Annotated in this window: 18 protein-coding genes and 1 pseudogene; 4 read left to right on the top strand and 15 right to left on the bottom strand. The window is 72.5% G+C overall.

Annotation, left to right across the window (positions count from 1 at the left end; all coding sequences use genetic code 11):
- On the top strand, positions 1 to 435 hold a 435-nt coding region (locus tag ABD481_RS42075; protein WP_344671516.1), incomplete at its 5' end, for a Cif family virulence factor.
- Between the two features lie 341 nt (positions 436 to 776).
- Positions 777 to 6236, top strand: a complete 5460-nt coding sequence (locus ABD481_RS42080) for an ATP-binding protein (RefSeq protein WP_344671517.1) — start codon at positions 777 to 779, stop codon at positions 6234 to 6236.
- A gap of 130 nt (positions 6237 to 6366) precedes the next feature.
- Here the strand turns inward: ABD481_RS42080 and ABD481_RS42085 are convergent, their stop codons facing one another.
- A complete protein-coding gene (locus ABD481_RS42085; RefSeq protein WP_344671518.1) occupies positions 6367 to 7041 on the bottom strand; it encodes an O-methyltransferase in 675 nt (224 codons plus the stop codon).
- 229 nt (positions 7042 to 7270) lie between these two features.
- On the opposite strand from ABD481_RS42085, the gene ABD481_RS42090 reads away from it, so the two are divergent.
- Both ABD481_RS42090 and ABD481_RS42095 read left to right on the top strand, forming a co-directional pair.
- Positions 7271 to 8752: an extracellular catalytic domain type 1 short-chain-length polyhydroxyalkanoate depolymerase gene (locus tag ABD481_RS42090; RefSeq protein ID WP_425559408.1), complete on the top strand. Its 1482-nt coding sequence runs from the start codon at positions 7271 to 7273 to the stop codon at positions 8750 to 8752.
- Positions 8753 to 8824: 72 nt separating this feature from the next.
- Positions 8825 to 9391, top strand: a complete 567-nt coding sequence (locus ABD481_RS42095; protein WP_344671520.1) for a ferredoxin — start codon at positions 8825 to 8827, stop codon at positions 9389 to 9391.
- A 4-nt stretch (positions 9392 to 9395) separates the two neighbouring features.
- On the opposite strand, the gene menC is transcribed toward ABD481_RS42095, so the two are convergent.
- The 14 genes and pseudogenes from menC to hppD all read right to left on the bottom strand — a co-directional run bounded on the left by menC (position 9396) and on the right by hppD (position 24657).
- Complete coding sequence (gene menC, locus ABD481_RS42100) at positions 9396 to 10517, bottom strand: o-succinylbenzoate synthase (protein WP_344671521.1); 1122 nt, start codon at positions 10515 to 10517, stop codon at positions 9396 to 9398.
- A gap of 4 nt (positions 10518 to 10521) precedes the next feature.
- The gene (locus ABD481_RS42105) at positions 10522 to 11475 is read right to left on the bottom strand and encodes an alpha/beta hydrolase (RefSeq protein WP_344671522.1); all 954 of its coding nucleotides are present in this window, start codon (positions 11473 to 11475) and stop codon (positions 10522 to 10524) included.
- A gap of 98 nt (positions 11476 to 11573) precedes the next feature.
- Positions 11574 to 12233: pseudogene (locus ABD481_RS42110) on the bottom strand (SGNH/GDSL hydrolase family protein); the annotation flags it as partial.
- A 161-nt stretch (positions 12234 to 12394) separates the two neighbouring features.
- On the bottom strand, positions 12395 to 13219 hold the full coding sequence (locus tag ABD481_RS42115; protein ID WP_344671523.1) for a 4'-phosphopantetheinyl transferase family protein: 825 nt from the start codon (positions 13217 to 13219) through the stop codon (positions 12395 to 12397).
- Positions 13216 to 14511, bottom strand: a complete 1296-nt coding sequence (locus ABD481_RS42120; RefSeq protein WP_425559409.1) for an aminotransferase-like domain-containing protein — start codon at positions 14509 to 14511, stop codon at positions 13216 to 13218. Before ABD481_RS42120 ends, ABD481_RS42115 begins: the two co-directional genes overlap by 4 nt.
- A 53-nt stretch (positions 14512 to 14564) precedes the next feature.
- Positions 14565 to 16712 (bottom strand): alpha-hydroxy acid oxidase, encoded by a 2148-nt coding sequence (locus ABD481_RS42125; RefSeq protein ID WP_344671524.1) that lies wholly within the window; start codon positions 16710 to 16712, stop codon positions 14565 to 14567.
- 92 nt (positions 16713 to 16804) lie between these two features.
- Positions 16805 to 17092 carry a phosphopantetheine-binding protein gene (locus ABD481_RS42130; RefSeq protein ID WP_344671525.1) on the bottom strand — a complete coding sequence of 96 codons (288 nt, stop codon included), beginning with the start codon at positions 17090 to 17092 and terminating at the stop codon, positions 16805 to 16807.
- A 37-nt stretch (positions 17093 to 17129) separates the two neighbouring features.
- Positions 17130 to 18065, bottom strand: coding sequence for a 3-oxoacyl-[acyl-carrier-protein] synthase III C-terminal domain-containing protein (locus ABD481_RS42135; RefSeq protein ID WP_344671526.1), 936 nt, complete (start codon positions 18063 to 18065; stop codon positions 17130 to 17132).
- The gene (locus ABD481_RS42140) at positions 18062 to 19795 is read right to left on the bottom strand and encodes a class I adenylate-forming enzyme family protein (RefSeq protein WP_344671527.1); all 1734 of its coding nucleotides are present in this window, start codon (positions 19793 to 19795) and stop codon (positions 18062 to 18064) included. The genes ABD481_RS42135 and ABD481_RS42140 overlap by 4 nt, the downstream gene beginning before the upstream one ends.
- Positions 19796 to 19871: 76 nt before the next feature.
- A complete protein-coding gene (locus ABD481_RS42145; RefSeq protein WP_344671528.1) occupies positions 19872 to 20852 on the bottom strand; it encodes an alpha-ketoacid dehydrogenase subunit beta in 981 nt (326 codons plus the stop codon).
- Entirely contained in the window at positions 20852 to 21817 is a 966-nt protein-coding gene (locus tag ABD481_RS42150) for a thiamine pyrophosphate-dependent dehydrogenase E1 component subunit alpha (RefSeq protein ID WP_344671529.1), read from the bottom strand. Before ABD481_RS42150 ends, ABD481_RS42145 begins: the two co-directional genes overlap by 1 nt.
- Entirely contained in the window at positions 21810 to 22640 is an 831-nt protein-coding gene (locus ABD481_RS42155) for a DUF3050 domain-containing protein (RefSeq protein WP_344671530.1), read from the bottom strand. Before ABD481_RS42155 ends, ABD481_RS42150 begins: the two co-directional genes overlap by 8 nt.
- A complete protein-coding gene (locus ABD481_RS42160) occupies positions 22640 to 23566 on the bottom strand; it encodes a phytanoyl-CoA dioxygenase family protein (protein WP_344671531.1) in 927 nt (308 codons plus the stop codon). Before ABD481_RS42160 ends, ABD481_RS42155 begins: the two co-directional genes overlap by 1 nt.
- Positions 23563 to 24657 carry a 4-hydroxyphenylpyruvate dioxygenase gene (gene hppD, locus ABD481_RS42165; protein WP_344671532.1) on the bottom strand — a complete coding sequence of 365 codons (1095 nt, stop codon included), beginning with the start codon at positions 24655 to 24657 and terminating at the stop codon, positions 23563 to 23565. Before hppD ends, ABD481_RS42160 begins: the two co-directional genes overlap by 4 nt.
- Positions 24658 to 24661: the final 4 nt, after the last annotated feature.

A 24661-nucleotide genomic window follows, 5' to 3' on the forward strand; every position in this document is an offset into this window, starting at 1 on the left:
CCACCCCCCATCACCACCGCCATAGGCGCCGTCCAAATAGACCCCACCCTCGTCCCCGACCCCCGCGCCGCAGCCGTCGCCACCCTGTTCGACACCTACTTCACCGCCGTCAACACCAAGAACTTCGACGCCGCCCTCGCCCTCTACGACCCCAACGGCGTCGTGAACCCCAACGACGCCCAGCAGCGCGCATCCTTCAAAAAGTCCGAATCCACCAGCACCGACGACCAGGGCCTGCTCAAAACCCTCAGCCCGACCGGCACCGGCCCCGTCACCACCGCCGAGATCACCTTCCGCAGCCAGCAGTCGGCCGGCTTCGGGCCCGGCGACAACCCCAACCAGACGTGCAGCATCTGGACCCTGACCTACACACTCAGCTACGCCGACAACAAGTACTTGATCAAATCCGCCACCGGCTCCCACACCGGCTGCTGAGACTCCCCCACCACCACCCCACCCCTACCCCTAAACCAGATCCCGCCCTCCCCCCGCCCTCCCCCGGCCCCCGCCACCCCCCTCCGCCCATCGCCGCAGGTGACACCCACAGCACAATCCGAGAACCTACCGACAAGTACCCCCCAAGTACCCCCCAAGTAGCCCCCAAGTAGCCCCCTTCTCCCCGAACGCTCCACAGCGCCTCCACTCATATCCACTACACTCCGACCAGTCACATCCAGTACGTCCGGCCGAAACCATCGACTGCGCGGGGAAACCGGCCCAGCCCAACCGGTCGTGCGACTGGTGCCTTCAAATAGTGGAAGGGCAGGGCCCGGCCGGTGTTTCGTCGAGTCGCCATCGTCAACCGAGGTGAAGCCGCTATGCGGCTGATCCACGCGGTCCGGGAGCTCAGCGCCGGGAGCGCCGCCCCGATCGAGACCGTCGCGCTGCACACCGACGTGGACCGGGACGCCACCTTCGTCCGCGAAGCCGACATCGCCTACGACCTCGGTCCGGCCGCGAACCGCCCCTACCTGGACCTGGCCGTGCTGGAGCGCGCGCTGCTGGAGTCCGGCGCCGACGCGGCGTGGGTCGGCTGGGGCTTCGTCGCCGAGGACCCGGCCTTCGCAGAGCTCTGCAGCCGGATCGGCATCACCTTCATCGGCCCGGACGCCGAGGCCATGCGCCAGCTCGGCGACAAGATCGGCGCCAAGCTGATCGCCGAGGAGGTCGGCGTGCCGGTGGCGCCGTGGAGCCGCGGCGCGGTGGAGACCCTGGAGGCGGCGATCGTCTCGGCCGGGCAGATCGGCTACCCGCTGATGCTCAAGGCCACCGCCGGCGGCGGTGGGCGCGGCATCCGCGTCATCACCGACGAGGCCGAGCTGGTCGACGCCTACGAGCGCACCAGCGCCGAGGCGGCCCGGGCCTTCGGCTCCGGCGTGGTCTTCCTGGAGCGCCTGGTCACCGGGGCCCGGCACGTCGAGGTGCAGGTCATCGCCGACGGCCAGGGCACGGCCTGGGCGCTGGGCGTGCGCGACTGCTCGGTGCAGCGCCGCAACCAGAAGGTGATCGAGGAGTCCGCCTCCCCGGTGCTGTCCGCCGAGCAGGCCGCGCAGCTGAAGTCCTCGGCCGAGCGGCTGGCGGTGCGCGTGGGCTACCGCGGCGCGGCCACCGTGGAGTTCCTGTACCACCCCGGCGACCGGCAGTTCGCCTTCCTGGAGGTCAACACCCGCCTGCAGGTCGAGCACCCGATCACCGAGGCCACCACCGGGTTCGACCTGGTCAAGGCGCAGCTGCACGTGGCCGCCGGCGGCACCCTGGACGGCGAGCCGCCGGCCGAGCGCGGGCACGCCATCGAGGCCCGGCTCAACGCCGAGGACCCGGACCGCGACTTCGCCCCGTCCCCGGGCCGGATCGCGCGCCTGGACCTGCCGGCCGGCCCCGGCATCCGGGTGGACACCGGCGTCTCCGAGGGCGACACCATCCCGGCCGACTTCGACTCGATGATCGCCAAGGTCATCGCCTACGGCCGGGACCGCGAGGAGGCCCTGGGCCGGCTGCGCCGGGCGATGGCGGAGACCTCGGTGGTGATCGAGGGCGGCACCACCAACAAGAGCTTCGTGCTGGACCTGCTGGACCAGCCGGAGGTGATCGACGCCTCCGCCGACACCGGCTGGATCGACCGGGTCCGGGCCGCCGGCCGCCTGGTCTCGCACCGCAACGCCTCGGTGGCGCTGGCCGCCGCCGCCATCGACGCCTACGAGCAGGAGGAGGGCCTGGAGCGGGCCCGGCTGGTGTCCACCGCCTCCGGCGGCCGCCCGCAGGTGCAGCACGAGTCCGGCCGCCCGCTGGACCTGAAGCTGCGCGGCGCGGCCTACCGGGTCCGGGTGGCCCGGGTCGGCGCCCAGCGCTTCCGGGTCGGCATCGAGACCGGCGAGCAGGTCCGCACCGCCGACGTCGACCTGGACCGCTTCGACCGGCACACCGGCCAGATCGTGGTCAACGGCGAGCGCTTCCGGCTGCTGACCGCCACCCACGGCGCGGTGCACCTGGTCGAGGTGGACGGCGTCACGCACCGGGTCAGCCGGGACGAGGGCGGCGTGGTCCGCTCCCCGGCCCCGGCCCTGGTGATCGCCACCCCGCTGGAGGTCGGCGCCGAGGTCGAGGCCGGCGCGCCGGTGGTGGTGCTGGAGAGCATGAAGATGGAGACGGTGCTGCGCGCGCCGTTCAAGGCCCGGCTCAAGGAGCTGGCGGTCACCGTCGGCTCCCAGGTCGAGACCGGCGCCGCGCTGCTGCGCCTGGAGCCGGTGGCGCAGGACGGCGACGAGGCCGCCGCGCCGGCCGCCGAGGCCGCGGAGCTGGACCTGCCGGCCACGCCGTCGCGGGTCCCGGCCCGGGCCCGGGTCAAGCGCGGCCTGGAGGACCTGCGCAGCCTGCTGCTGGGCTTCGACGTCGACCCGCACGACGAGGGCCGGGTGCTGGAGGACTATCTCAGCGCCCGCACCTCGGCCGTCGAGGACGGCCTGCGCCCGCTGGGCGGCGAGCTGGACCTGATCGAGGTCTTCGCCGATCTGGCCGCCCTGGGCCGCAACCGGCCGGGCGGCGAGGAGGGCGGCGGCGAGAGCCACCTGCACAGCGCCCACGAGTACTTCCACACCTACCTGCAGACCCTGGACGTGGAGCGGGCCGGCCTGCCCGAGACCTTCCAGGCGGCGCTGGGCAAGGCGCTGGCCCACTACGGCCTCAAGGACCTGGACCGCTCGCCGGAGCTGGAGGCGGCGGTGTTCCGCATCTTCCTGGCCCGCCAGCGCGCCTCGGTCGACGCCGCGGTGGTGGCCGCGCTGCTGCGCACCTGGCTGCGCGAGCTGCCGCCGGAGGAGTCGCTGCGCGAGCCCGCCGGCCTGGCGCTGGAGCGCCTGGTGGCGGCCACCCAGGTGCGCTTCCCGAACGTCGCGGACCTGGCCCGGGGCGTGGTCTACGCCTGGTTCGGCCAGCCGCTGCTGCGCCGGCACCGGGCGCGCGTCTACGCCGAGGTCCGCAAGAACCTGCGCTACCTGGACGAGAACCCGCGTGCGGAGGACCGCGCCGAGCGGATGGCCGAGATGGTGCGCAGCACCGAGCCGCTGGTCCGGCTGCTGGGCCAGCGCCTGGTGCACCCGGACCTGGACAACTCGGTCATGCTGGAGGTCCTGACCCGGCGCTACTACGGCAACAAGGGCCTGACCGGCGTGCAGACCGCGAAGGCGGCGGGCAGCACGTTCGTGGTCGCCGAGCGCGACGGCTCCCGCCTGGTATCGGCCGCGGTGCCGTTCGAGCGGCTCGGCGACGCGCTGGACGGGCTGGCCGAGATCAGCGCCGCCGGCGGGGCCCTGGACGCCGACGTCTACCTGCTGTGGGAGAACCAGCCCGACACCGACGAGGCCGCGGCCGAGCTGCAGCGCGTGATCAGCGCGCACCCGCTGCCCGGCCAGGTCCGGCGGGTGACCACGACCGTGGCCGGGCGCCGCAACGCGGTGATGCACCACCACTTCACCTTCCGCCGGTTCAGCACCGGGATGACCGAGGAGCGGCTGATCCGGGGCCTGCACCCGTACATCGCCGAGCGGATGCAGCTGGAGCGGCTGAGCAACTTCGACCTGACCCGCCTGCCGTCCTCGGACGAGGACGTGTACCTGTACCAGTGCGTGGCCCGGGAGAACCCGGCCGACGACCGCCTGGTGGCCTTCACCCAGATCCGCGACCTGACCGAGCTGCGCGAGCACGACGGCCGCCTGGTCGCGCTGCCCACGGCCGAGGACGCCATCGCCGCGTGCGTGGACTCCATCCGCCGGGCCCAGCAGCGCCGGCCCTCGGCCAAGCGCTTCAACACCAACCGGATCGTGGTCTACATCTGGCCGCCGTCCGACATCAAGCGCTCGGAGCTGGAGCTGATCGCCCAGCGCATCCTGCCCTCCACCACCGGCGCCGGGCTGGAGGAGATCGAGCTCATCGGCCGCCAGCGGTCCTGGAAGACCGGCGAGCTGATCAAGATCGCCGTCCGGGTCCGCTTCGACTCCGCCGGCGCCCCGACACTCAGCGTCGGCGAGCCCTCGCTGGACCCGGTCGAGCCGCTGGACGACTACCGGCTCAAGGTGCTGCGCGCGGCCAGCCGCAACACGGTGTACCCCTACGAGCTCACCGACCAGCTCGGCGACTTCGTCGAGCACGACCTGGACGCCGACCACAAGCTGGTGCCGGTGGACCGGCCGAAGGGCCGCAACAAGGCCGCGATCGTGGCCGGCGTGGTCACCACCCGGACGCGGCGCCACCGCCAGGGCGTGACCCGGGTGATCCTGCTCGGCGACCCGACGAAGTCCCTCGGCGCGCTGTCCGAGCCGGAGTGCCGCCGGGTGATCGGGGCCCTGAACCTCGCCGAGGAGATGAAGGTCCCGGTCGAGTGGTACGCGCTGTCCGCGGGCGCGCGCATCTCGATGGAGTCCGGCACCGAGAACCTCGACTGGGTCGCCTCCGCGCTGAAGCGCATCGTGGAGTACACCCAGGACGGCGGCGAGATCAACATCGTGGTGGCCGGCACCACCGTCGGCGCGCAGCCGTACTGGAACGCCGAAGCCACGATGCTGATGCACACCAAGGGCGTCCTGGTGATGACGCCGGACTCGGCGATGGTCCTCACCGGCAAGCACGCGCTGGACTTCTCCGGCGGCGTCAGCGCCGAGGACAACTTCGGCATCGGCGGCTACGACCGGGTGATGGGCCCCAACGGCCAGGCGCAGTACTGGGCCCCGAACCTGACCGCCGCGCGCGACGTGCTGATGGCGCACTACGACCACACCTACATCGCCCCCGGCGAGACCGCCCCGCGCCGCGCGACCACCAACGACCCCTCCGACCGCGACATCTCGCCGTTCCCGCACGCCGCGCCGGGCAGCGACTTCACCACCGTCGGCGAGATCTTCTCCGCGACCGCCAACCCGGACCGCAAGAAGGCCTTCGACATCCGCACCGTCATGCGGGCCCTGTCCGACCAGGACCACACGGTCCTGGAGCGCTGGGCGGGCATGGCCGGGGCCGAGACGGCGGTCGTGCAGGACGTCCACCTCGGCGGCATCCCGGTCTGCTTGGTGGGCTTCGAGTCCCGCCAGGTGCCCCGCAAGGGCTTCCCGCCCACCGACGGCCCGGACACCTACACCGCCGGCACCCTGTTCCCGCAGTCCTCCAAGAAGGTCGCCCGCGCCATCAACAGCGCCAGCGGCAACCGCCCCCTGGTGGTCCTGGCGAACCTGTCCGGCTTCGACGGCTCCCCGGAGTCCATGCGCAAGCTCCAGCTGGAGTACGGCGCCGAGATCGGCCGCGCGATCGTCAACTTCCAGGGGCCGATCGTCTTCTGTGTGATCTCCCGGTACCACGGCGGCGCCTTCGTCGTGTTCTCGAAGGCCCTGAACCCCAACATGACCGTCCTGGCCATCGAGGGCTCCTACGCCTCCGTCCTCGGCGGCGCCCCGGCCGCGGCCGTGGTGTTCTCCGGCGACGTCAACGCCCGCACCGCCAACGACCCGCGCATCCGGGAGCTGGAGGCCCGGGTGACGGCGGCGGCGGGTGCCGACCGCGCGGCGCTGGCGGCCGAACTCGACGAGCTGCGCGCAACGGTGCGGGCCGAGAAGCTCGGCGAGGTGGCGACCGAGTTCGACGCGCTGCACAGCATCCAGCGCGCGGTGCGGGTGGGCTCGGTGGACGAGGTGATCAAGGCCAGCGAGCTGCGGCCGAAGATCATCGGCGCGATTGAGAAGTACGCGGGCTGAGGTCCGCGAGGGTTCGCGAGGGTTCGCGAAGGTTGAGGCGACCGGGCTCGGCGGAGGTTTTCCGCCGAGCCCGGTGGTTTTTGGCGGCGCGGGGTGGGTGAGCGGCTTGTCGGGGCTCGGCGAATCGGGTTCAGCGGGTCCGGCGGATGATGGTGAAGCCGTCCCATCCCTTGAATCCGACCGTCTGAAGTGCGGTTGCGTCCAGCCGGGGGTCGCGGGCGATGTCCGCGAGGACGGTCCGCACGCCTCGAACCCGGTCGTCGGTGCTTTCGGGATCGGTGACGGCGCCGTTGCGCACGACGTTGTCGATGACGATCACGCTTCCGGGAGCCGTGAGGGCGAGCGATGCGCGCAGGTACTCGGGGTTGCTGGGTTTGTCGGCATCGATGAAGACGAAGTCGAAGGGCTGTGCGCCCTGCTCGATGAGTCGCCGCGCAGACTGTGCCGCGGGACCGACGATGATGTCGACCACGTCGGACACGCCTGCGCGGGCCAGGTTCGCGCGGGCGACCGCCGCGTTCTGCTCCTCCAGCTCAAGGGAGGTGACGTGGCCGTGCTCGCCGACGGCACGGGCCAGCCAGATGGTGCTGTAGCCGGCCAGGGTGCCGAACTCCAGTACGCGAGCCGCGCCCGAGATCTGGCACAGCATCGCAAGAAGCTTGCCCTGGTTCGGGGCCACCTCGGCGCGCGGCATCGTGGTCTTGTGGCCGGACTCGCGGGCGGCGGTAAGCGCTTCGTCCTCGACCAGGAGCATGTCGACGAAGTAGGCGTCGACGTCGCGCCAGGCGTCTTCGGATTCGTACATCGGAACCCCCGTTCGTACCGTACGAGTGTATGACCTCCGGCCATCCGCGGTGGCCCAACACCGTGCGACGCCCACATTGCCGCGGCGTTAACCGCTTCATACGTTCACCACGACACGCGACCGGCCCCCACCCCGACCGGCAGATTCCTGATTCAGGGAGCTCACAGTGGTACGAAGAAGCGGCCCCACCCGCACGTGGCTCTACCGACTCGCCGCAATAGTCGGCGCCGTGGCGCTGTTGGCGACGCCGAGCCCGGCGACCGCGATCGCCTCCGCCCGCGCAACCGCCACGACCGCCACAACCACTACGACCGCCACCGCCCCGACCCTCACCCAAGTCCCTTCATTCGGCACCAATCCCGGCGCCCTCAACATGTACGCATACCTCCCGACGACCCTCGCCGCCAAACCGCCGCTCGTCCTGGCGCTGCACGGCTGCACCCAATCAGCCAACGACTACTACACCTCGTCCGGCTGGCCCAAGTACGCCGACCTCTACGGCTTCGCCCTCGTGTTCCCCGAGCAGCCCTCCGGCAGCGGCCTGACCTCGAAGTGCTTCGACTGGGGCGACACCGCCAACGACACGCGCGGCAAGGGGCAGGCCCTGTCGGTCTTCCAGATGGTCCAATACGCCGAGGCCCACTACAACGCCGACCCCTCCCGCATCTACATCACCGGCCTGTCCGCCGGCGGCGGCATGACCGCGGACCTCCTCGCCGCCTACCCAGACGTCTTCGCCGCCGGCTCCATCGACTCCGGCCCGCCGGCCCAGTGCACGACCGCCGGCATCACAGACTCGGCCTGCACCTCGACCAACACCAACTCCAAGACGCCGAAACAGTGGGGCGACCTGGTCCGCGCTCAGGCTCCCGCCACCTCCGCCGGCCCCTACGCAGGACCCTGGCCCCGCGTCCAGATCTGGAACGGCGCCTCCGACTACCTCGTGAAGCCGGTGGCGCTCGACGAGTCCCGCGACCAGTGGACCAACGTCTGGGGCATCGCCCAAACCCCCAGCTCCTCGGCCACCCTCACCGGCAACACCACCGAGAACGTCTACAACGACCCCAGCGGCAAGCCCGCCGTCGAGACCTTCTCCATCCCCGGCATGGGCCACGGCCTGGCCGTCCATCCCGGCTCCGCCCTCGACAACTGCGGCGCGACCGGCGCCTACTTCCTCGACTACATCTGCTCCACCTACTACTCGATGAAGTTCTTCGGGCTCGACAACCAGTCCCCGACCCCGCCGTCCCTGCCCGCCCCCACCGGCCTGAAGGTGACCGGCACGACCGACACCTCCGCATCCCTGTCCTGGACCGCCGTGCCCAACGCAGCGTCCTACAACGTCTACCGCGCCGGTGCTAAGACCAACACCACACCCCTGACCTCGACAACCTTCACCGACACCGGCCTTACCCCCGGCACCGCCTACGCCTACACAGTCGCCGCCGTCGACCCCACCGGCGCCACCGGCACCCGATCCGCCCCGGTCACCGCCACCACGACCGGAACCTCCACCCCACCACCACCGCTCCCGAACTGCTACACCACCGACAACGTCTCGCAGAACCTGGCCGGCCGCTCCTACTTCATCTACGGCGGCGACAGCTACGCGATCGGTTCGAACCAGGACATGGGCAAGTACAGCTCGACTACCATCAGTAGCCTGCAACAGACTTCGCCCGGTTACTGGATCGTCGTTCCGCACTGTTAGCTGATCTGATCTGATTCTGCTGGCCTTCAGTATGCTGATCACCGTCACTCACCGGACCCACGGGGGCAGACCGTGATCACATACTGGAACCCGCTGCCGACAGCGCAGCGCCTGGTCGCCGCGGACGTCTACCCGACGTTCACCGGCAACTGGGCTGAGCGGAAGTCGCGCAATGTTCCTGGGCCGTTCTATGCGGCGGAGACCGATACGTTGCAGGCGACGCGGGGTGATGCGCCCGATCACATCGCCTACGACAACGACCTCGGCGGTGGCTTCGGCTGGGAGTTCGTGTACCGGCAGCCTGTGAACGAGGCCGAGACCGGGAATCTGGTGTCCGCCGCGCGGGTGGACGGCTACTGCGGCTACGGCTGGGACGGCGACGATCACTGGACCGTGGAGGCTGTCCGCGATTGGTGGGGCGAGCGGGGTGGGCTCCGGGAGTGGGCCGTCGAGCTCGCGGGTGAGTGGGCCGGCAACACGCATCCGCTGTACCACGGCCACTATCACGACGGCGCGCGTGGCCTGCGCGACTTCGTCGCCTACCTCGACGACGGGCTCGAACAGTACCTGCGTGGCTACATGTTCTGGCTCGCGGAGGGTCGTGAGCCCCGGGCGGGCGATTCCGCGCCGGACCTGTAGCCGATCACCAAGACTCGGGAACGACCACCTCCACCCCCGTCGTCACCGCCTCAACCGCCTCGTCGACAACCTCCACCCCCAACCCCGCCCCGGTCGGCACCACGATCCTCCCCTCGGCATCCATCACGACGGCCTCCGTCACGTCACCGTCGAAGTACCGCTCCGTCGGAGCGATATCAGCGGGCAGCGTGAAACCCGGCAGCGCCGCCAGTGCCAAGTTCGCAGCCTGGCCCAGTCCCGTCTCCAGCATCCCCCCGCACCACACCGGCACGCTGTGCGCCGCGCACACGTCGTGGATCCGCCGCGCCTCCAGGTACCCACCCACGCGTCCGGCCTTGATGTTCACCACCGAACACGCTCCCAGCGCGATGGCCTCGACGGCGGCGCGGGCCGACGTGATCGACTCGTCCAGGCAGATCGGCGTGCGCACCATCCTTGCCAGGGCGGCGTGGTCCCGCAGTCCCCCGTCGCCGCTCCCCAGTGGCTGCTCCAGCATCACCAGCTCGAACGCGTCGAGCTCGGCCAGCCGGCGCGCGTCGGCCGGCGTGTACGCGGCGTTCGCGTCGGCCTGGAGCGCCACGTCGGGGAACCGCTCGCGGATCGCGCGGACCGGTTCGACGTCCCATCCCGGCTCGATCTTCAGCTTGACCCGCCGGTAGCCCTGCTCGACGTACCCCTCGACCTCCGCCAGCAGCGCCCCCACCGACTCCGCGATCCCCACCGACACCCCGCAGTCCACTGACGCGCGGACGCCGCCCAGGTGATCGGCGAGCGACGTCTCCCGCGTCCGCAGCCACGCGTCCAGCAGCGCCATCTCGACCGTCGCCTTCGCCATCGGGTGCCCCGGCACGGCCGCCATCGCGGCGGCGGCGGTCGCCGGCGTGAAGTCGCCGAGCGCGGCCACCGCCGGGAGCAGGAAGCGGCGGATCACGGCGGACGCCCCGTCGAGGTACTCCTCGCTGTAGCCCGGCTCGGGCAGGGCGACGCACTCGCCCCATCCCACCCCGTCGGCCGTCTCGGCGCGCAGCAGCAGGATGTCCCGGCGCAGCTCCAACCCCAAGGAGGTGCGGAACGGCGTCCGCAGCGGAAGGTCGATGCGACGGAGCTCAACCCGTTCCAGCTTCATGCGGTCATTCTGTCGCGAACCACTGCCGCAGCATGCCGGCCGCCTGCACGATCGCGCCGCGCGCCGCGTCGACCGAGTCGAGCATCGTGAAGAACCCGTGGACCATCCCCGGATACCGGGTGACGTCCACCTCGACCCCCGCCTCGGCCAGCCGCGCCGCGTACGCCTCGCCCTGGTCGCGCAACGGGTCGAACTCGGCCGTGATCACCAGCGCCGGCGGCAGGCCGGACAGGTCCGGCGCGCGCAGCGGCGAGGCCAGGGGGTCGACGGCGTCGGCCTCGTCGGCCAGGTAGTGGCTCCGGTACCACCCCACCGAGCGGTGGTTGAACAGCCAGGGGTCGTCGTTGTCCCGCAGCGACGCGTCGTCGGCCAGCTGATCGGTGTTCGGATAGACGAGGATCTGGCCCGACAGCGTGACCGCTTCCCCGGGCGCCGCGATGCCGTCCGCGCGGACCATCAGCGCCACCGCCGCGGCGAGGTTCCCGCCGGCGCTGTCCCCGCCGACCGCCATCCGCCCGGGGTCGACCCCGAAGTCGTCGGCGTGCGCCGCGACGTAGGTCAGCGCGTCGTGGCAGTCCTCCACGGCCGCCGGGAAACGATGCTCCGGCGCCAACCGGTACCCCACCGCAACAACCTGACAGCCGGCCGTGTTGGCCAGGCTCCGGCACACCGCGTCGGACGTGTCCAGGCTCCCCAACGTCCACCCGCCGCCGAAGAAGTAGAACAGCGTCGGCAGCGGACGCTCCGCCACCGGCCGATACACCCGCACCGCGATCTTGCGGTCCCCCAGCGGCAGCAGGTGCTCGCTGACGTCGTGCACCGGCTCCGGGTCGCCGGCCTCGGCCTGGATCGACTCCAGGTCGGCGGCGCGTGCCTCGGCGAGCGACAACGTGTAGAGCTGCGGGGTGGCGGCACGCATCCGGCGCTCGCGCATGGCTTCGATCTGCGGGTCGAGCATCAGGACTCCCGAAGGTGGTGGGGTCGGACGGCGAGGGCCGGTGCGGACAGCGATGACGGCGAGGACAGCGATGGAAGCGACGACAGCGAGGGCGCCGAGGCCCGCGAAGGTGACGAACCCCGCAGCACCGCGCCCAGCGCCCGGATCATCTCGGTGGCGGCGACGGTCTGCGCGCGGGCGTTGCCGTGCAGCCCGTCGCTGCTGGTCGAGTCCATCGACGAGGCGATGGGGTGCCGGGCCAGGTCGACATGGACGGTGCCGAGGCCGGCCGCGACAGCGGCGGTGCGGGCGCCGAGCATGGCCATGCGCTCGGTCCCGGTGGGACGCAGCCAGGCCGGCAGGCTCGGGTAGACGGGCCGCACGAAGATCGAGACGGTGACCACCAGCGCCCCGATGCCTTGCAGAGCCTTGATAATGGCGGCGGTCTCGGCGTCCACCGCGTCGGCGCGCGTCTCGTAGCCGGGCCGCAAGGCGTCGTTCGCGCCGCAGGCGACGAAGGCGAGATCGGGGCCGAAGGCCAGCCCCGCGTCCAGCTGGCCGGCGCGCACCTCGTGTGCGCGCAGTCCGCGCCGCCCCAGGTTGAGGTATTCGAATTCTGATTGCCCGCGGCCGAGTTCCGCGGCGACCCGGTCGGCGCACGGCTGCGGGCTGTATCCGGGCACTGCTTCGCTGACGCCCTCGGCGATGCTGTCGCCGAGCACTGCGAATCGCAGCCACGGATGCCCGGTCAGCAACGCCTCGGCCTCGCCGGGCTCCAGGCAGTACGGATCGGCGACCTCGCGGAAGCAGTCCGAGCGGTCGGAGCGGTCGGAGCGGTCGGAGCAGTCGGAGCGGTCGGAGCGGTCGGAGCAGTCGGAGCAGTCGGAGCAGTCGGAGTGGTCGGAGCAGTCCGAGTGGCTCACATGGTCCAGATAGTCCGTCACGGCCGCCACGCCCGCAGCTCGACCCGGAACGGCGCGTCGCCCTCCAGCGCGACGGCCGCCCGGAAGCCCGCCGGCACCTCCACGTCGGCGAACCGGTAGGCCGACGCCGGGGTCTCGACCACCGCGCGCTCCGCCGACGCGACCAGCGGCAGAATCTGCGTCAGGCGGCCGCCGGCGGCCTTGGAGACCGCCTCCTTACGGGCCCAGAGCTGCGCGAACGTGTCGATCGGATCGGCGGCGAACGCGACCTGCCGCGCCTCCTCGGCGGCGAAGTAGCGCCGCGCCATCCCCACCACGTTCAGCGCCGGAACGTAGCGCTGGACGTCGATCCCGACGGCGCGCCGGCCGGACAGCGCCACCAGGCACAGCCCGCCGGAGTGCGAGAGGTTCACCTGGACCCCGGTCCAGGCGCCGTCGAGGGCCGGCTTGCCGTGCTTGCCGATCCGCCAGCGCAGATCGGCGGGCGGCGCCCCGAGGTGCTCCCCGACGATCCGCCGCACCGCTCCGTGCGCCACGACGTAGCGCCGCCGTCCGTCGACAGTGTCCTTACGGACCGCGCGCCGCCGCTCGTCCGCGTCCAGCAGGCCGAACAGCTCCGCGACCTCCGCGTCGGGCAGGCCGTCGTCCACGAGCCAGGCCGCGACCACGCTCGCCGCCGCCTGCGGCTCCGACTCCGGCTTCGGCTCCGACACGCCGATCTCGAACGCCCCGGCCGCCGACCCGCCGGCCCCGGACGCGCCCGCCCCGGACTCCTCGACCCGGCACCGGCCCGCCCCGCGCTCACCCCCGCCGCCCGAGGACAACAGCCCGGCTCCGGTCACGACGCCCGGTCCCGCACAAGCTTCCCCAGCCGCCGCACGCCCTCCTCGACCTGCGACGGCTCCAGCACGCTGCACGACAGCCGGATCGCGCACTCGCCGCCGCCGGAGCCGTAGAAGTAGCTCATCGGCGTCCACAGCACGCCGTAGTCCCGCGCCGACACCTCCAGCAGTTCCTCGTCCGCTTCGAACGGGACGTCGAGCACCGCGAAGAACCCGCCCTCCGGCGCGTTCCACCGCATCCGGGGATCGTCGCCGAACTCCCGCGACAGCGATTCCAGCAGGGTCCGCAGGTTCGTGCGGTAGTGCTCCACCTTGCCGCGATTAGCGGTCCGCAGGCTGAACTCGGAGTCGATCAGCATGCCCCCGACCACCGCCTGCGCGATCGGCGAGGTGTTGACGGTCAGCATGCTTTTCACCGTGGACAGCTCGTCGGCCAGCAGCGTCCGGTGGTGCGCGGCGTCCACGACCGGCTGGTCGGCCACCAGGAACCCGACGCGCGCGCCCGGGAACACCGACTTCGCGAAGGAGCCCAGGTAGATCACCGAGTGGTCGCTGTCCAGCGCCTTCAACGTCGGACGCGGTTCGTCGTCGAGGCCGAACAAGCCGTAGGGGTCGTCCTCCAGGATCAGCAGATCGGCTTCGCGCGCCGCCTCCAGCAGCCGCTTGCGGGCCGGCACCGGCATCGACACCCCGGAGGGGTTGGCGAAGTTCGGCACGACGTACAGCGCCCGCGGGCGCCGCCCCGACGCCCGCACCTCGGCGGCCACCCGCACCACGGCCTCCGGGTCGAGCCCGTCCGGCGCTTCGGGGACCGGCACCACGTCGATGTCCAGGATCCGCGCGGCCCCGGTGAAGCCGACGTAGCAGGGCTCGACGGCCAGCACCACGTCGTCGGGCCCGGAGCACAGCCCGCGCAGGGCGATGATCATCGCCTCCTGGCAGCCGGCGGTGACCATGACCGCGTCCGAGGGGACCTCGATCCCCTCGTCGGTGGCCAGCATCCGCGCGATCAGGTCGCCGATGACGCCGTTGGTGCGGCCGTATTGCAGCAGCGTGCGGTCGATCTGGGCCGCGGACAGGCCGCGCTCGGCCAGGTGCCCGCGGTACACGGCCAGGAACCGGTCGATGTCGTGGGCGGTGTAGAAGCCGTCGTAGGGCCGGCCGGCGGCCAGCGACACGGCGTCCGGGAACCGCCCCGCGACCTCGTTGAGGAAGTTCATCGACGCCGCCGCCGGATCGGAGACCGACGCGTGCAGGTCGGCACGCCGGACGACACGGGGTCTGCGAACCATCTCCACCATCTCCGTCACCGTCACGTCGGTCGCCACCACGTCCGTCACCACCGTCAAGGCTCCATCCGCTCGTCGAACCGCACCGCACCGCCGTCGATGACGTCCAGCGCGGGCCGCCCGGCCAACGCCATCGTGTGCCCCAGCTCCTCGGTGGCCAGGTTCAGAACGCCGGCCACCCCGCCGGCACCGCCGACCGCCAGGCCCCACAGGACCGGCCGGCCCAGGAACACCGCTTTCGCGCCCAGCGCCAGCGCGGCGAAGGCGTCGCCGCCGCCGCGCACGCCGCCGTCGAACAGCACCGGGCAGGCGCCGCCGACGGCCGCCGTCACCTCGGGCAGCGCCACCAGGCTCGGCACCGCGCCGTCGAGCTGCCGGCCGCCGTGGTTGGAGACGATCACCGCGTCGGCCCCGTGCTCCACGGCCAGCCGCGCGTCCTCGGCGGTGAGGATGCCCTTCAGCACGATCGGCAGGTCGCTGCGCGCCCGCAGCCAGGCCAGATCGGACCACGTCACCGACGGGTCGATGGTCTGCGCGGTGTGGGTCGCCAGCGCCGAGGTGCCCTCCGGGCCCCGCTCGTGCGCGGAGGCCATCAGCGCCGCGTCCAGATTGACCGCGGCGAAGTCCGGCCCCACCGCGAAGCCGTTGCGCATGTCGCGCCGGCGCCGTCCCATGCGGGCGATGTCGACGGTCAGCACCAGCGCGCGGTACCCGGACTGCACGGCCCGGTCGATCAGCACACTGAGCGCGTCCCGCTGCCGCAGCCAGTAGAGCTGGAGCCACAGCGGTCCGGTGGCGGCCGCCGCGATGTCCTCCAGCGTCCGGCTGGCGAAGATGCTGACCGTGTACAGCGCCTCGGCCGCCCCGGCGCCGCGCGCCGTCGCGACCTCGCCGTCGGGGTGCACCAGCCGGTGGTACGCGGTGGGCGCCACGGCCAGCGGGGTGCCCACCGGCGCGCCGAGGATCGAGGTGCGGGTGTCGCAGACCTCGGTGTCGACCAGGACGCGCGGCCGCAGGATCACCCGCTGGAAGGCCGCGAGGTTGGCCTGGACGGTCCGCTCGGTCTCGGCGCCGCCGTCGATGAAGTCCCAGACGTCGGGCGCGATCCGCTCCCGCGCGGCGCCGCGATAGTCGTCCAGGCACAGCAGCGGCGAGGCGGGTCCGGCGGATCCGGGCCCGAAGCTCGCGCCGCCGAGCACGTCGATCGCCGCCGTGCCCACGAAGCCCAGGCCGGGATCGGCGTCGGCGACGACGATGCGGTGCGCGCCGTCGGCGGGCCCCGCGGCCCGGGCCTCCAGCGCGCCGGCCAGCTCCCACCAGACGCCGGTGGTCGGCCGGCCCGGGGAGGCGACCACGACCTCGGCCTCCGCCGCCAGCGCCTCGGCCTCGCCCTTGAGCACGGCACCGAGGATCACGGTCCGCGCCGCGCCGAGCTCGTCGATCCCGGATACCGGCGCGGTCCCGGGCCCGGTCCCGGACGGGGTGCTGGACGGGGTGCTGGACGGGGTGCTGGGCGCCCCGGCGCGCACCCGCACCGGGCCGAGCGCGGCGACCGGCTCCGGAACACCGGAGACCGGGTCCGGATGGGCGTCCCCGAACAGCAGCGCGACGCCGGTGTGGCCGGTCGGGACGGCGGCCGGGACCCCCGGGTCGTAGGCGAGCCAGGCCTGTTCCACCACGATCAGCAGCGCGCGCCGCAGCCCGCCGGTGCGGGCGTACTCGCGCACCAGCCGCAGCCCGGTGAAGCCGGCCGCCGTGCCCTGGTCGCTGACCGCGAACGCCAGCGGCCCGCCCGGGCACACGTGGCTCAGGTAGGTCGTGGTGGCCCGGCCCGGAGTGATGTCCGGGATCGAGTACGCCATGATCAGCAGGTCGACGTGCTCCCCGGCGGGCACCGCCAGTTCGATCAGCGCCTCGGCCATCTCGCCGTAGGACTGGCCGCGCGGGGTCAGCGCACCGGGACCGAGGGCCAGGCCGTAGGGCTGGAGCAGGTCGGTCAGGTAGGTGTCGAGCCGGGCGGTGTGCTCCTCGTCCAGGGCCAGGCTGGCCGGGCCGGGGAAGGCCAGGCGCACCGCGCGGCGGATCCCCCAGCCGGCGGCCGGGGCGGCGGGGCCGGCGGAGTCGGCCGCGCCGGACGGACCGGCCGCGGCGCCGGGGGCGCCGGCCGAGGCGGTGCCGACGTGCGGCGGGACCGTGGTGTGCACTGTGTCGGTACCTCAGTCCTGAAGTCTCGGTCTGGTTCTGGTTCTGGTTCCGGGTCGGGCCGGGGTCGGGCCGGATCGGTCCGGGGTCGGTCTCAGTCCTCGTCGATCACGTTGCCGGCGACGTAGTCGGCCAGCGTGCCCACGGTCTCGAAGTGCTCGCGGCCCAGGTCCTCGACGCTGATCTCGACCTCCAGGTTCTCCTCCAGCAGCAGCACGATCTCCAGCGCGCCGGTGGAGCTCATCCCGAGGTCCTCCATCAGCGTGGTGCCCTCGCCGGCGCCGGAGACGTCCCGCTTGAGGACGTCCGGCAGCAGGATGCAGACGGTGTCCACGACGCGTTCGCGGAACTGCGGGTCGACGGCGAGGCTCTGCTCCGTCATGACGGTCCTTTCCGAAGGTTCGTGGTTTCGCGGTTGCTCAGTGTTCGAAGACCATGGCCGAGAAGGTGGCGCCGCGGCCGGCGCCGGCGGCGGCGACCACGTAGCGGTCCCCGGGGTGCAGCAGGCTGCGCTCGCCGGCGGTCCGGTAGTTCAGGAAGGCGTCGGCGCAGAACACGTGGCCGTCCGGGGTCACGTTGTCCAGCACCACCTTGTCCCGGGGGAAGCCGATGCCCTTGCAGACCCGCTGCCAGGCCACGATGTTGACGTTGTGCGGCAGCACCAGGGCGATGTCCTCCATGGCCAGGCCGGCGCCGGCCACCGCGGCCAGGATCGCCTCGCCCAGGGCGTCGGAGTAGACCCGCTGGAACTCCATGGCCTGCTCCATCGAGTCGCCGTCGAACTCCCCGCGCAGGTCGACGCTGTAGGCGAGCAGGCGGTCGCGCTCGCCGGAGGCGCTGACCAGGCAGGCCGCCGCGCCCTCGCCGAAGAACGAGGTCTCCGGGACCATCTGCGCCTCGCCGGTGAACGTCTTCTCGCCGGTCACGATCAGGGCCAGGGCGTCGGGGTGGCGCTCGGCGTCGGCGGCCAGCAGCCGGCCGGCGACGTCGATGGCCAGCAGGCCGGAGGCGCAGGCGTGGTGGCCGACGGCGAAGGCCTCGGCGTGCTCCAGCCCGCGCTCCCGGCACAGCTCGCGCAGCGGGTTCAGCGGCCAGGGGGTGACCACCGGGAAGGTGCGGGCGTGGATCACGTAGCGGACCCGGTGCTCGTTGCCGGGCAGCTCGTCCAGGTCGTCCAGGGCGCCGCGGAGCAGGTCCAGCAGGGTGCCGCCGGGGTCGCGGCTGACCGAGCCGAGCTTGTGGTAGCGGCGGAAGACCTTGGTCTGCATGGCGGTCAGGCCGAACCGGTCGGCCAGGTCCTCGATCGGCACCCGCTCCTTGGGCAGGTAGGTGCCGACGCCGGCCAGAGCGGTCACCGGGTCCCGCTTTCCTGCGCGCTCGACGCCGCCTGCGAAACCTCGGCGCCGGCTCCGGCCTCGGCCCCGGCCCCGGCCTCGGCCGCGTGCCGCTGCCGCATCAGGAACTTGCGAACCTTCCCGGTGGGCCCGACGATCAGCCGCTCCGGACCGATCACCACCACCTCGCGCAGCGTCGCCGCCGCGGCCTCGGAGAACTCGGCGAGCGCCGCGCGCACCGCCTCGGTCCGGTCCGCCGCGGCGTCGGCCCAGGGGTGCAGCGTGAGCAGCACGTCGGACACCACGCCGGCCCCGGTGGGCATCGCCACGACGGTGCAGTCCAGTACGTCCGGGCAGGCCTTGAGAATCCGCTCCTCGGACATCGCGGTGTAGAGCCACTTGCCGCCGCCGAGCGGCACCGCGTCGACCATCCGGTCCACGTGGTAATAGTAGCCTTCCTCGTCCCGGTACAGGAGGTCGCCGGTGAGGTAATAACCGTTGCGGCGGTTGCGATGCGTGGCCAGCGAGTCGTTCCAGTAGCCCGGCGACAGCGTCGCGGACTTCATCCCGCACAGCCCCACCTCGCCGACCGGCACCTCCTCGCCGGTCTCCGGGTCGAGCAGCTTGATCTCGGCGAAGTCGTGGGTGCGCCCGACGCAGCGGCCGTAGCGCTCGGTGCCGGGGGCGTGGGTGATGTGGAACGCCGAGTGGCCCATCTCGCTGGAGCCCAGACCGTCGACGAACATCGACCCGGGGACCCGGCGGGCGCCGGAGGCGGTGGGCCGGTCGTGGGAGCCGGCCGCGACCAGGTGCCGGATGTGCGGCTCGTGGGCGCAGTCGCCGGTGTTGAACCACAGCGACACCGAGTCCACGGCGCGCTTGCCCAGGTCGATGCGGGCCAGTTCGGCCCAGGTGACGGCGAACCCGAACACGCCGCTGGGACGCCAGCGCTCGATCGCGGACACCACGGCCTCGCCGTCGTCCGGCCGCGACAGGTAGAGCAGGTCGGCGCGGTTGCACAGGGCGTGGTTCAGGGACATGATCCCGGCGGCGTGCGGGGCCGGCAGGGCATTGAGGATCCGCTCGGTGCCGCGGGCCCGCGGCTTGTTCAGCCGCAGCACCCGGGTGCCGACGAACAGGTTGCCGTGGGTCTGGGTGACCGCCGTCGGCATCCGCGTGGTGCCGGAGGAGTGGGTGATCGCGATCGGGTCCTCGTCGTGGTGCCGGTACGGCGCCGGCGCGGCCGCCGGGTCGCCGGTGCCGGTCTCGGCGGCGTCGAACACCGCCTCCAGGCCGAAGCCCAGCTCCAGACCCCGGTCGGCCTCGGCGAGCCGCTGCCGGCGCGTGCCGTCCGTGAGCAGCCCGACGGCCCGCAGCCGGCGGATGTACTCGGCGGCGACGTCGCCGGGGATGTTCGGGTTCATCAGCGCCGGGATGGCGCCGAGCCAGGCCAGGGCCATGAAATGGAGCATGGCGTCGGCGGCGCTGGTGACGTACACGGCCACCGGGTCGCGCGGGCCGACGCCGCGCGCGGCGAACCAGGCGGCGCGCGCCGCGACGACGGTGTACAGCTCGCCCAGGGTCAGGTCGGTGAAGGCGGGGTGGCCGTCGACCTCGGTGTCGAAGGCCATGCCGGGGCCGTCCGGCGGGGCGCCGTGCTCGAAAAGCTTGTGCAGGACGTTGCCCGCGCCGAGGGCCGGGTCGGCGGCCAGCGCGGCCCGGATGCCGGAGGCGGCGGTGGAGGCGGTCACGGGGTGCTCTCCTTCTCGAACGGGGCGCTCATCGGGGCACGGGTCGGTTCGCCGGCCGGCGGGCTCGCCGGAACGCTCATCGGAAGCCTCCGGCCTTGGCCACGGTCTGGATCGCGGTGCGCAGCTGCTCGCGGCTGGGCTGCAGGGCGCGGTCCAGCTCCTCGGCGAAGGGCAGCACCGCGCCGTCCGGCCGGGTGACCCGCTTGGGCGGGGCGACCAGGCGCATCTGCTCGGCGGCGGTGGCCAGGACCTCCCCGCCGATGCCGCAGGAGCGGTTGCTGTCGTCGACGACGACCAGCCGCCCGGTGCGCTCCAGCGAGGCGGCCAGGCCCTGCCAGTCGAAGGGGTGCAGGGTGCGGGGGTCGAAGACCTCGACGCTGATCTGCCCGGCCAGCTCCTCGGCCACCGCCAGCGCCTCGTGCACCAGGTGGCCGACGGCGACCACGGTGACGTCGGTGCCGGGCCGGTGGATCCGGCCCACGCCCAGCGGCACCGGGGCCAGCGCGGCCAGGTCCACGTCCTCGCGCCGGCCCATGGCGCCGGCCGGGGCGAACACCACCACCGGGTCGTCGTCGCGCAGCGCGGTGACCAGCAGCCCGTAGGCGTCGGCCGGGGTGGCCGGGACCACGGTCTTGACGCCGACGTGCGCGAACAGGCTGTAGGGGTGGTCGGAGTGCTGGCCGGCCCAGCCGTCGCGGGACCCGGAGCTGGGCACCAGGTAGGTCACCGGCACCCGGGTCTGCCCGCCGGTCATCAGCGAGAACTTGTGCGCCTGGTTGACGATCTGCTCGAAGGCCAGGAACAGCAGCGCCGGGATCTGGTACTCGATCAGCGGCCGCTGCCCGGACAGCGCGGCGCCGGTGGCCACGCCGGTGAAGCCCTGCTCGGAGATCGGCATGTCCAGCACCCGGTCCGGGCCGAACCGCTTGACCAGCCCGGCGGTCACGTTGGTGACCGCGGCCCGGACGTCCTCGCCGAACACGCAGACCGTGGGGTCGCGCTCCATCTCGTCGGTGACCGCCCGGTTCAGGGCCTTGAGATAGGACAGGATGGTCATCAGGCCGCTCCGGCCCGCACGGCCGTGCCGTCGGCGTACAGGTGGTCCAGGGCGGTCGCCGGGTCCGGACGCGGGGCGTCCAGGGCGAAGCGCACGGCCGCGTCCATCAGCTCCTCGATCTCGGCGTCGATCCGGGCCCGGTCGGCGACCGGCACCCGCGCGCCCTGCACCAGCAGCGGGTCCCGATCCCGGCCCTCCTGCGCTTCCTCGGGCGTCCGGTAGCGGGGACGCGCGGCGTGCTCCCAGGTGTGGTGCGCGTCGAACCGGTGGGTGAGGCACTCCAGCAGCGCCGGGCCGGCGCCGGCCCGGGCCCGCGCGACCGCGCGGGCGGTGGCGGCCAGCACCGCCTCCGGGTCCATGCCGTCGACCTGCTCGGCCGGGATGCCGAAGGCCTCGGCCCGGCCGGTGACGGTCCCGGCGACCACGTCCCGGGTGCGGGTGGTCGTGGACCACCCGTTGTTCTCGCAGACGAAGATCACCGGGGCCCGCCACAGCGCGGCCAGGTTGAAGGCCTCCAGCACCACGCCCTGGCTGACCGCGCCGTCGCCGAAGTAGGTGACGGCGACCCGGTCCGAGCCGGCCCGCCGGGCCGCCCAGGCCGCGCCGGTGGCGATCGGCGCCGCGGCGCCGACGATCGCGTTGGCGCCCAGGATGCCGACGGCGAAGTCGGCGGCGTGCATCGACCCGCCGCGGCCGCGGTTGAGCCCGGTGGCGCGGCCGAGCAGCTCGGCCATCATCCGCGCCGGGTCCGCGCCCTTGGCCAGGACGTGCCCGTGGCCGCGGTGGGTGCTGGTGATGACGTCGTCGCGGCGCAGCGCGGCGCAGGTCCCGGCGGCGATCGCCTCCTGGCCGGTGTACGGGTGGATCCCGCCGAAGATCTGCTTGGCGCGGACCAGCTCCACGGCCCGCTCCTCGAAGCGCCGGATCAGCCGGACCGTGCGGTACAGAGCGGCGGAATCAGGCACGCCCGCTCCCGCTCCCGCTCAGCGCGGCGGCGCGGGCCTCGACGGCGGCCAGGATGCCGTCCCACAGCTTGGCCCGGGCGGCCAGCGCGCGGGTGACGGTGACGGCGCACTGCTCCCACTTGGCGTCGTCGTCCCCGCACAGGTCGGCCAGCATCTGCATGGCCATCGGCGTGTGCTCCTCGCCGTCGACCTCGATGTGCCGGGCCAGGTAGTCCACGAACGTGTCCAGCCCGCCGACCTCCTCGTTGACCGTGACCACCTGCTGGAACATGTCCGGGATCAGGTCCTCGCGGCCGAAGGCGAAGGCCGCGGCCTGGCAGTGCACCGGCGCCTCGGCGATGATGTCCCAGGTCAGGGCGACGAACTCGGCCGAGGGCGCGGGCACCCCGGCCTTGGCGATGGCGTGCTCCACGCCCATGCCGGTGCGCAGCAGCGCGATGAACTCCTCGATCACCGAGGTGTCGGCGCCGGCCTGCTCCATGCCGGCGATGTAGAGCTCGAAGTGGCTGATGTAGCCGCCGCGCAGCTCGTCGCTCTCCTCCACCAGCACGATGTCGTTGATCAGCCGGCGGCTGCCGGTCGGGCCGGTCGGCACCCAGGGCAGCGTGACGCAGGTCAGGTTCCGCTGCAGCGACTTCAGCAGCGACATGAAGTCCCAGACCGCGAAGACGTGGTGCTCCTGGAAGGTGCGGATCGCCTGCCCGTCGCGCAGCCGAGCGTAGAGCGGGTGTCCGACGACCTCGGCGCGCGCCTCGCCGATGCGCTCCTCGAGCCGGTCGATGCCGGGGTGGCGCTGTCCCCAGTCGTAGCGGGTGGCGGCCATCAGTTCCTCCAGAGGACGGGGCAGATCTCGGGATCGGCGTAGTCGGGGCGGCCGTCGGCGGTCCGGCGGACCACGACGTCGTGGTTGTAGGCGGCGAAGCTGCCGTCGCTGAGCTCGAAGCGCTGGAACTCGTTGGCGCCGTCCTGCAGGTGGAAGGAGATCGCCTGCCGGGGGCGGGTGCTCAGGTTCGGGCCGCTGCCGTGGTAGGTGCGGCAGTGGTGGAAGCTCATGTGGCCCTTGGGGATGAGCATCGGGATCTTGCGGATCTCGGCGCCGTTGTAGGCGGCGTTCTCGGCCAGCACCCGCTCCAGGTCGGTCTTGTCGCGCTCGGCGAAGTGCCGGACCATCGAGTCCTCGCGGCCGATCTCCTCCCAGCGGTGGGAGCCGTCGACCATGGTGATGGTGCCCATCTCCTCGCCGCAGTCGTGGAACGGGATGAAGGCGGTGAGCATCTTCTCGGAGGTGCACGAGGCCCAGTAGTGCCGGTCGAAGTGCCAGGGCACGACGTTGGTCGGCTCCCCGGCCACCGGCGGCTTGTAGATCAGCGTGGACTGGAAGACCCGGATCTGCTCGGCCTGCGCCAGCCGGGCGGCGACCGCGCCGACCAGCGGCTTGCACAGGATCTTGGCGATCGGGTCGCTCTCGTGGTGCACGTAGTCGTTGTGCCGCTGCACCGGGCCGTCCTCGGGCTTCCACGCGGCCAGCTTCGGCGGGCGCACCGGCAGCTGCCGGGAGCGCTCGCCGGCGTAGTACCGGTCGACGGCGGCGGCCAGCGTGTCGATCTCCTCGTCGGAGAACAGCTTGCCGGTCAGGTGCCACCCGTGCTCGGCGTAGGCCTGGACCTCGGCGTCGGTGGGCAGCAGCGCCGCCTCGGCGTCGGTGAGGGTGAAGGCCGCCGCCAGGGTCTGGGACGTCTGGGCTGTCATCGTTGTCCTGCCACTCCTAGATCGACGGATTCGCGCACGTCGGCGAGTTCGCGTTCCTTGGCCGCGTAGAGCGCGGGGATGTTGCTGGTCCCGAAGGTCTTCGCACCGTGCCGCTCGATGAGCTCCCAGAAGTAGGTGCGGCGGATGTGCATCGACTTGGAGAAGATCTGGTACATCTGGCCCCAGTGGTCGCGGTCGACCAGGATGCCCAGCGGCCGCAGGCGCTCCACCGGCAGGTCGGTGGCGCCGATCCGCTCGCCGAGCGCGTCGTAGTAGGCGCCGGGGGTCACCGCGAAGCCGGCGCCGTTGCCGCTGAAGGTGCGCACCGCGGCCACGATGTCGTCGGTGCTCAGCGCCAGGTGCTGCACGCCGGCGCCGCCGTGCCAGGCCAGGAAGTCGTCGATCTGGCCCCGGTCGCGGCTCATGTCCGGCTGGATGATGGTGAAGGTGGCGGTGGCCGAGGGGCTCTGCACCACCTGCGAGTACATGCCCTGCGAGCCGACCTCGACGTACTCCTCGAAGATCAGCTTGAAGCCGAAGGCCCGCTGGTAGTAGTCGACGGTGGCCTCCAGCTCGCCGGCCGGGACGCAGAACGCGGCGTGGTCGATGGCGCGGACCAGGTCCGGGTCCTTGTGCGGGGCCGCGGCCTGCGGCTCGATCGCGGCCGGCCAGAACGCGGCGCCGGCGCGCTGCACGAAGCGGTGCACGACGTCGCCGAAGCCGCTGACCACCGCGGTGGTCACCGAGCCCTGCTCGTCCTTGAAGACCCGGGGCGGCTCCACCGAGGCCGCGCCGGCCGCCACCGCCTGCTCGTAGCAGGCCACCGCGTCCTGGACGGCGAAGGCGATCACCGCGACGCCGTCGCCGTGGCGGGAGACGTAGCCGTCGGCCGGGTGCGCGCCGCTGAGCGCGGAGGTCAGCAGAACCCGGCTGTCGCCGTGGCTCAGCAGCAGCGTGCGCTGGTCGTCCAGACCGGTCTCCGGGCCGCCGTGGCCGACGAGATGGAATCCGAACGCCGTGCACAGGAAGAACGCGGACTGTCTCGCGTCCCCCACGTAGAACTCGACATGGTCGATGCCGAGGATGTCCATTCCT

The sequence above is a fragment of the Catenulispora yoronensis genome, assembly GCF_039531695.1.
Taxonomy (GTDB): Bacteria; Actinomycetota; Actinomycetes; order Streptomycetales; family Catenulisporaceae; genus Catenulispora; species Catenulispora yoronensis.

Excerpts from the sequence above, each read along its gene's own strand:
- ABD481_RS42160 (WP_344671531.1), bottom strand. The coding sequence starts at position 23,566 with ATGACAGCCCAGACGTCCCAGACCCTGGCGGCGGCCTTCACCCTCACC.
- ABD481_RS42120 (WP_425559409.1), bottom strand. The coding sequence starts at position 14,511 with ATGGTTCGCAGACCCCGTGTCGTCCGGCGTGCCGACCTGCACGCGTCG.
- menC (WP_344671521.1), bottom strand. The coding sequence starts at position 10,517 with ATGAAGCTGGAACGGGTTGAGCTCCGTCGCATCGACCTTCCGCTGCGG.
- ABD481_RS42085 (WP_344671518.1), bottom strand. The coding sequence starts at position 7,041 with ATGTACGAATCCGAAGACGCCTGGCGCGACGTCGACGCCTACTTCGTC.
- ABD481_RS42130 (WP_344671525.1), bottom strand. The coding sequence starts at position 17,092 with ATGACGGAGCAGAGCCTCGCCGTCGACCCGCAGTTCCGCGAACGCGTC.
- hppD (WP_344671532.1), bottom strand. The coding sequence starts at position 24,657 with ATGGACATCCTCGGCATCGACCATGTCGAGTTCTACGTGGGGGACGCG.
- ABD481_RS42155 (WP_344671530.1), bottom strand. The coding sequence starts at position 22,640 with ATGGCCGCCACCCGCTACGACTGGGGACAGCGCCACCCCGGCATCGAC.
- ABD481_RS42145 (WP_344671528.1), bottom strand. The coding sequence starts at position 20,852 with ATGACCATCCTGTCCTATCTCAAGGCCCTGAACCGGGCGGTCACCGAC.
- ABD481_RS42105 (WP_344671522.1), bottom strand. The coding sequence starts at position 11,475 with ATGCTCGACCCGCAGATCGAAGCCATGCGCGAGCGCCGGATGCGTGCC.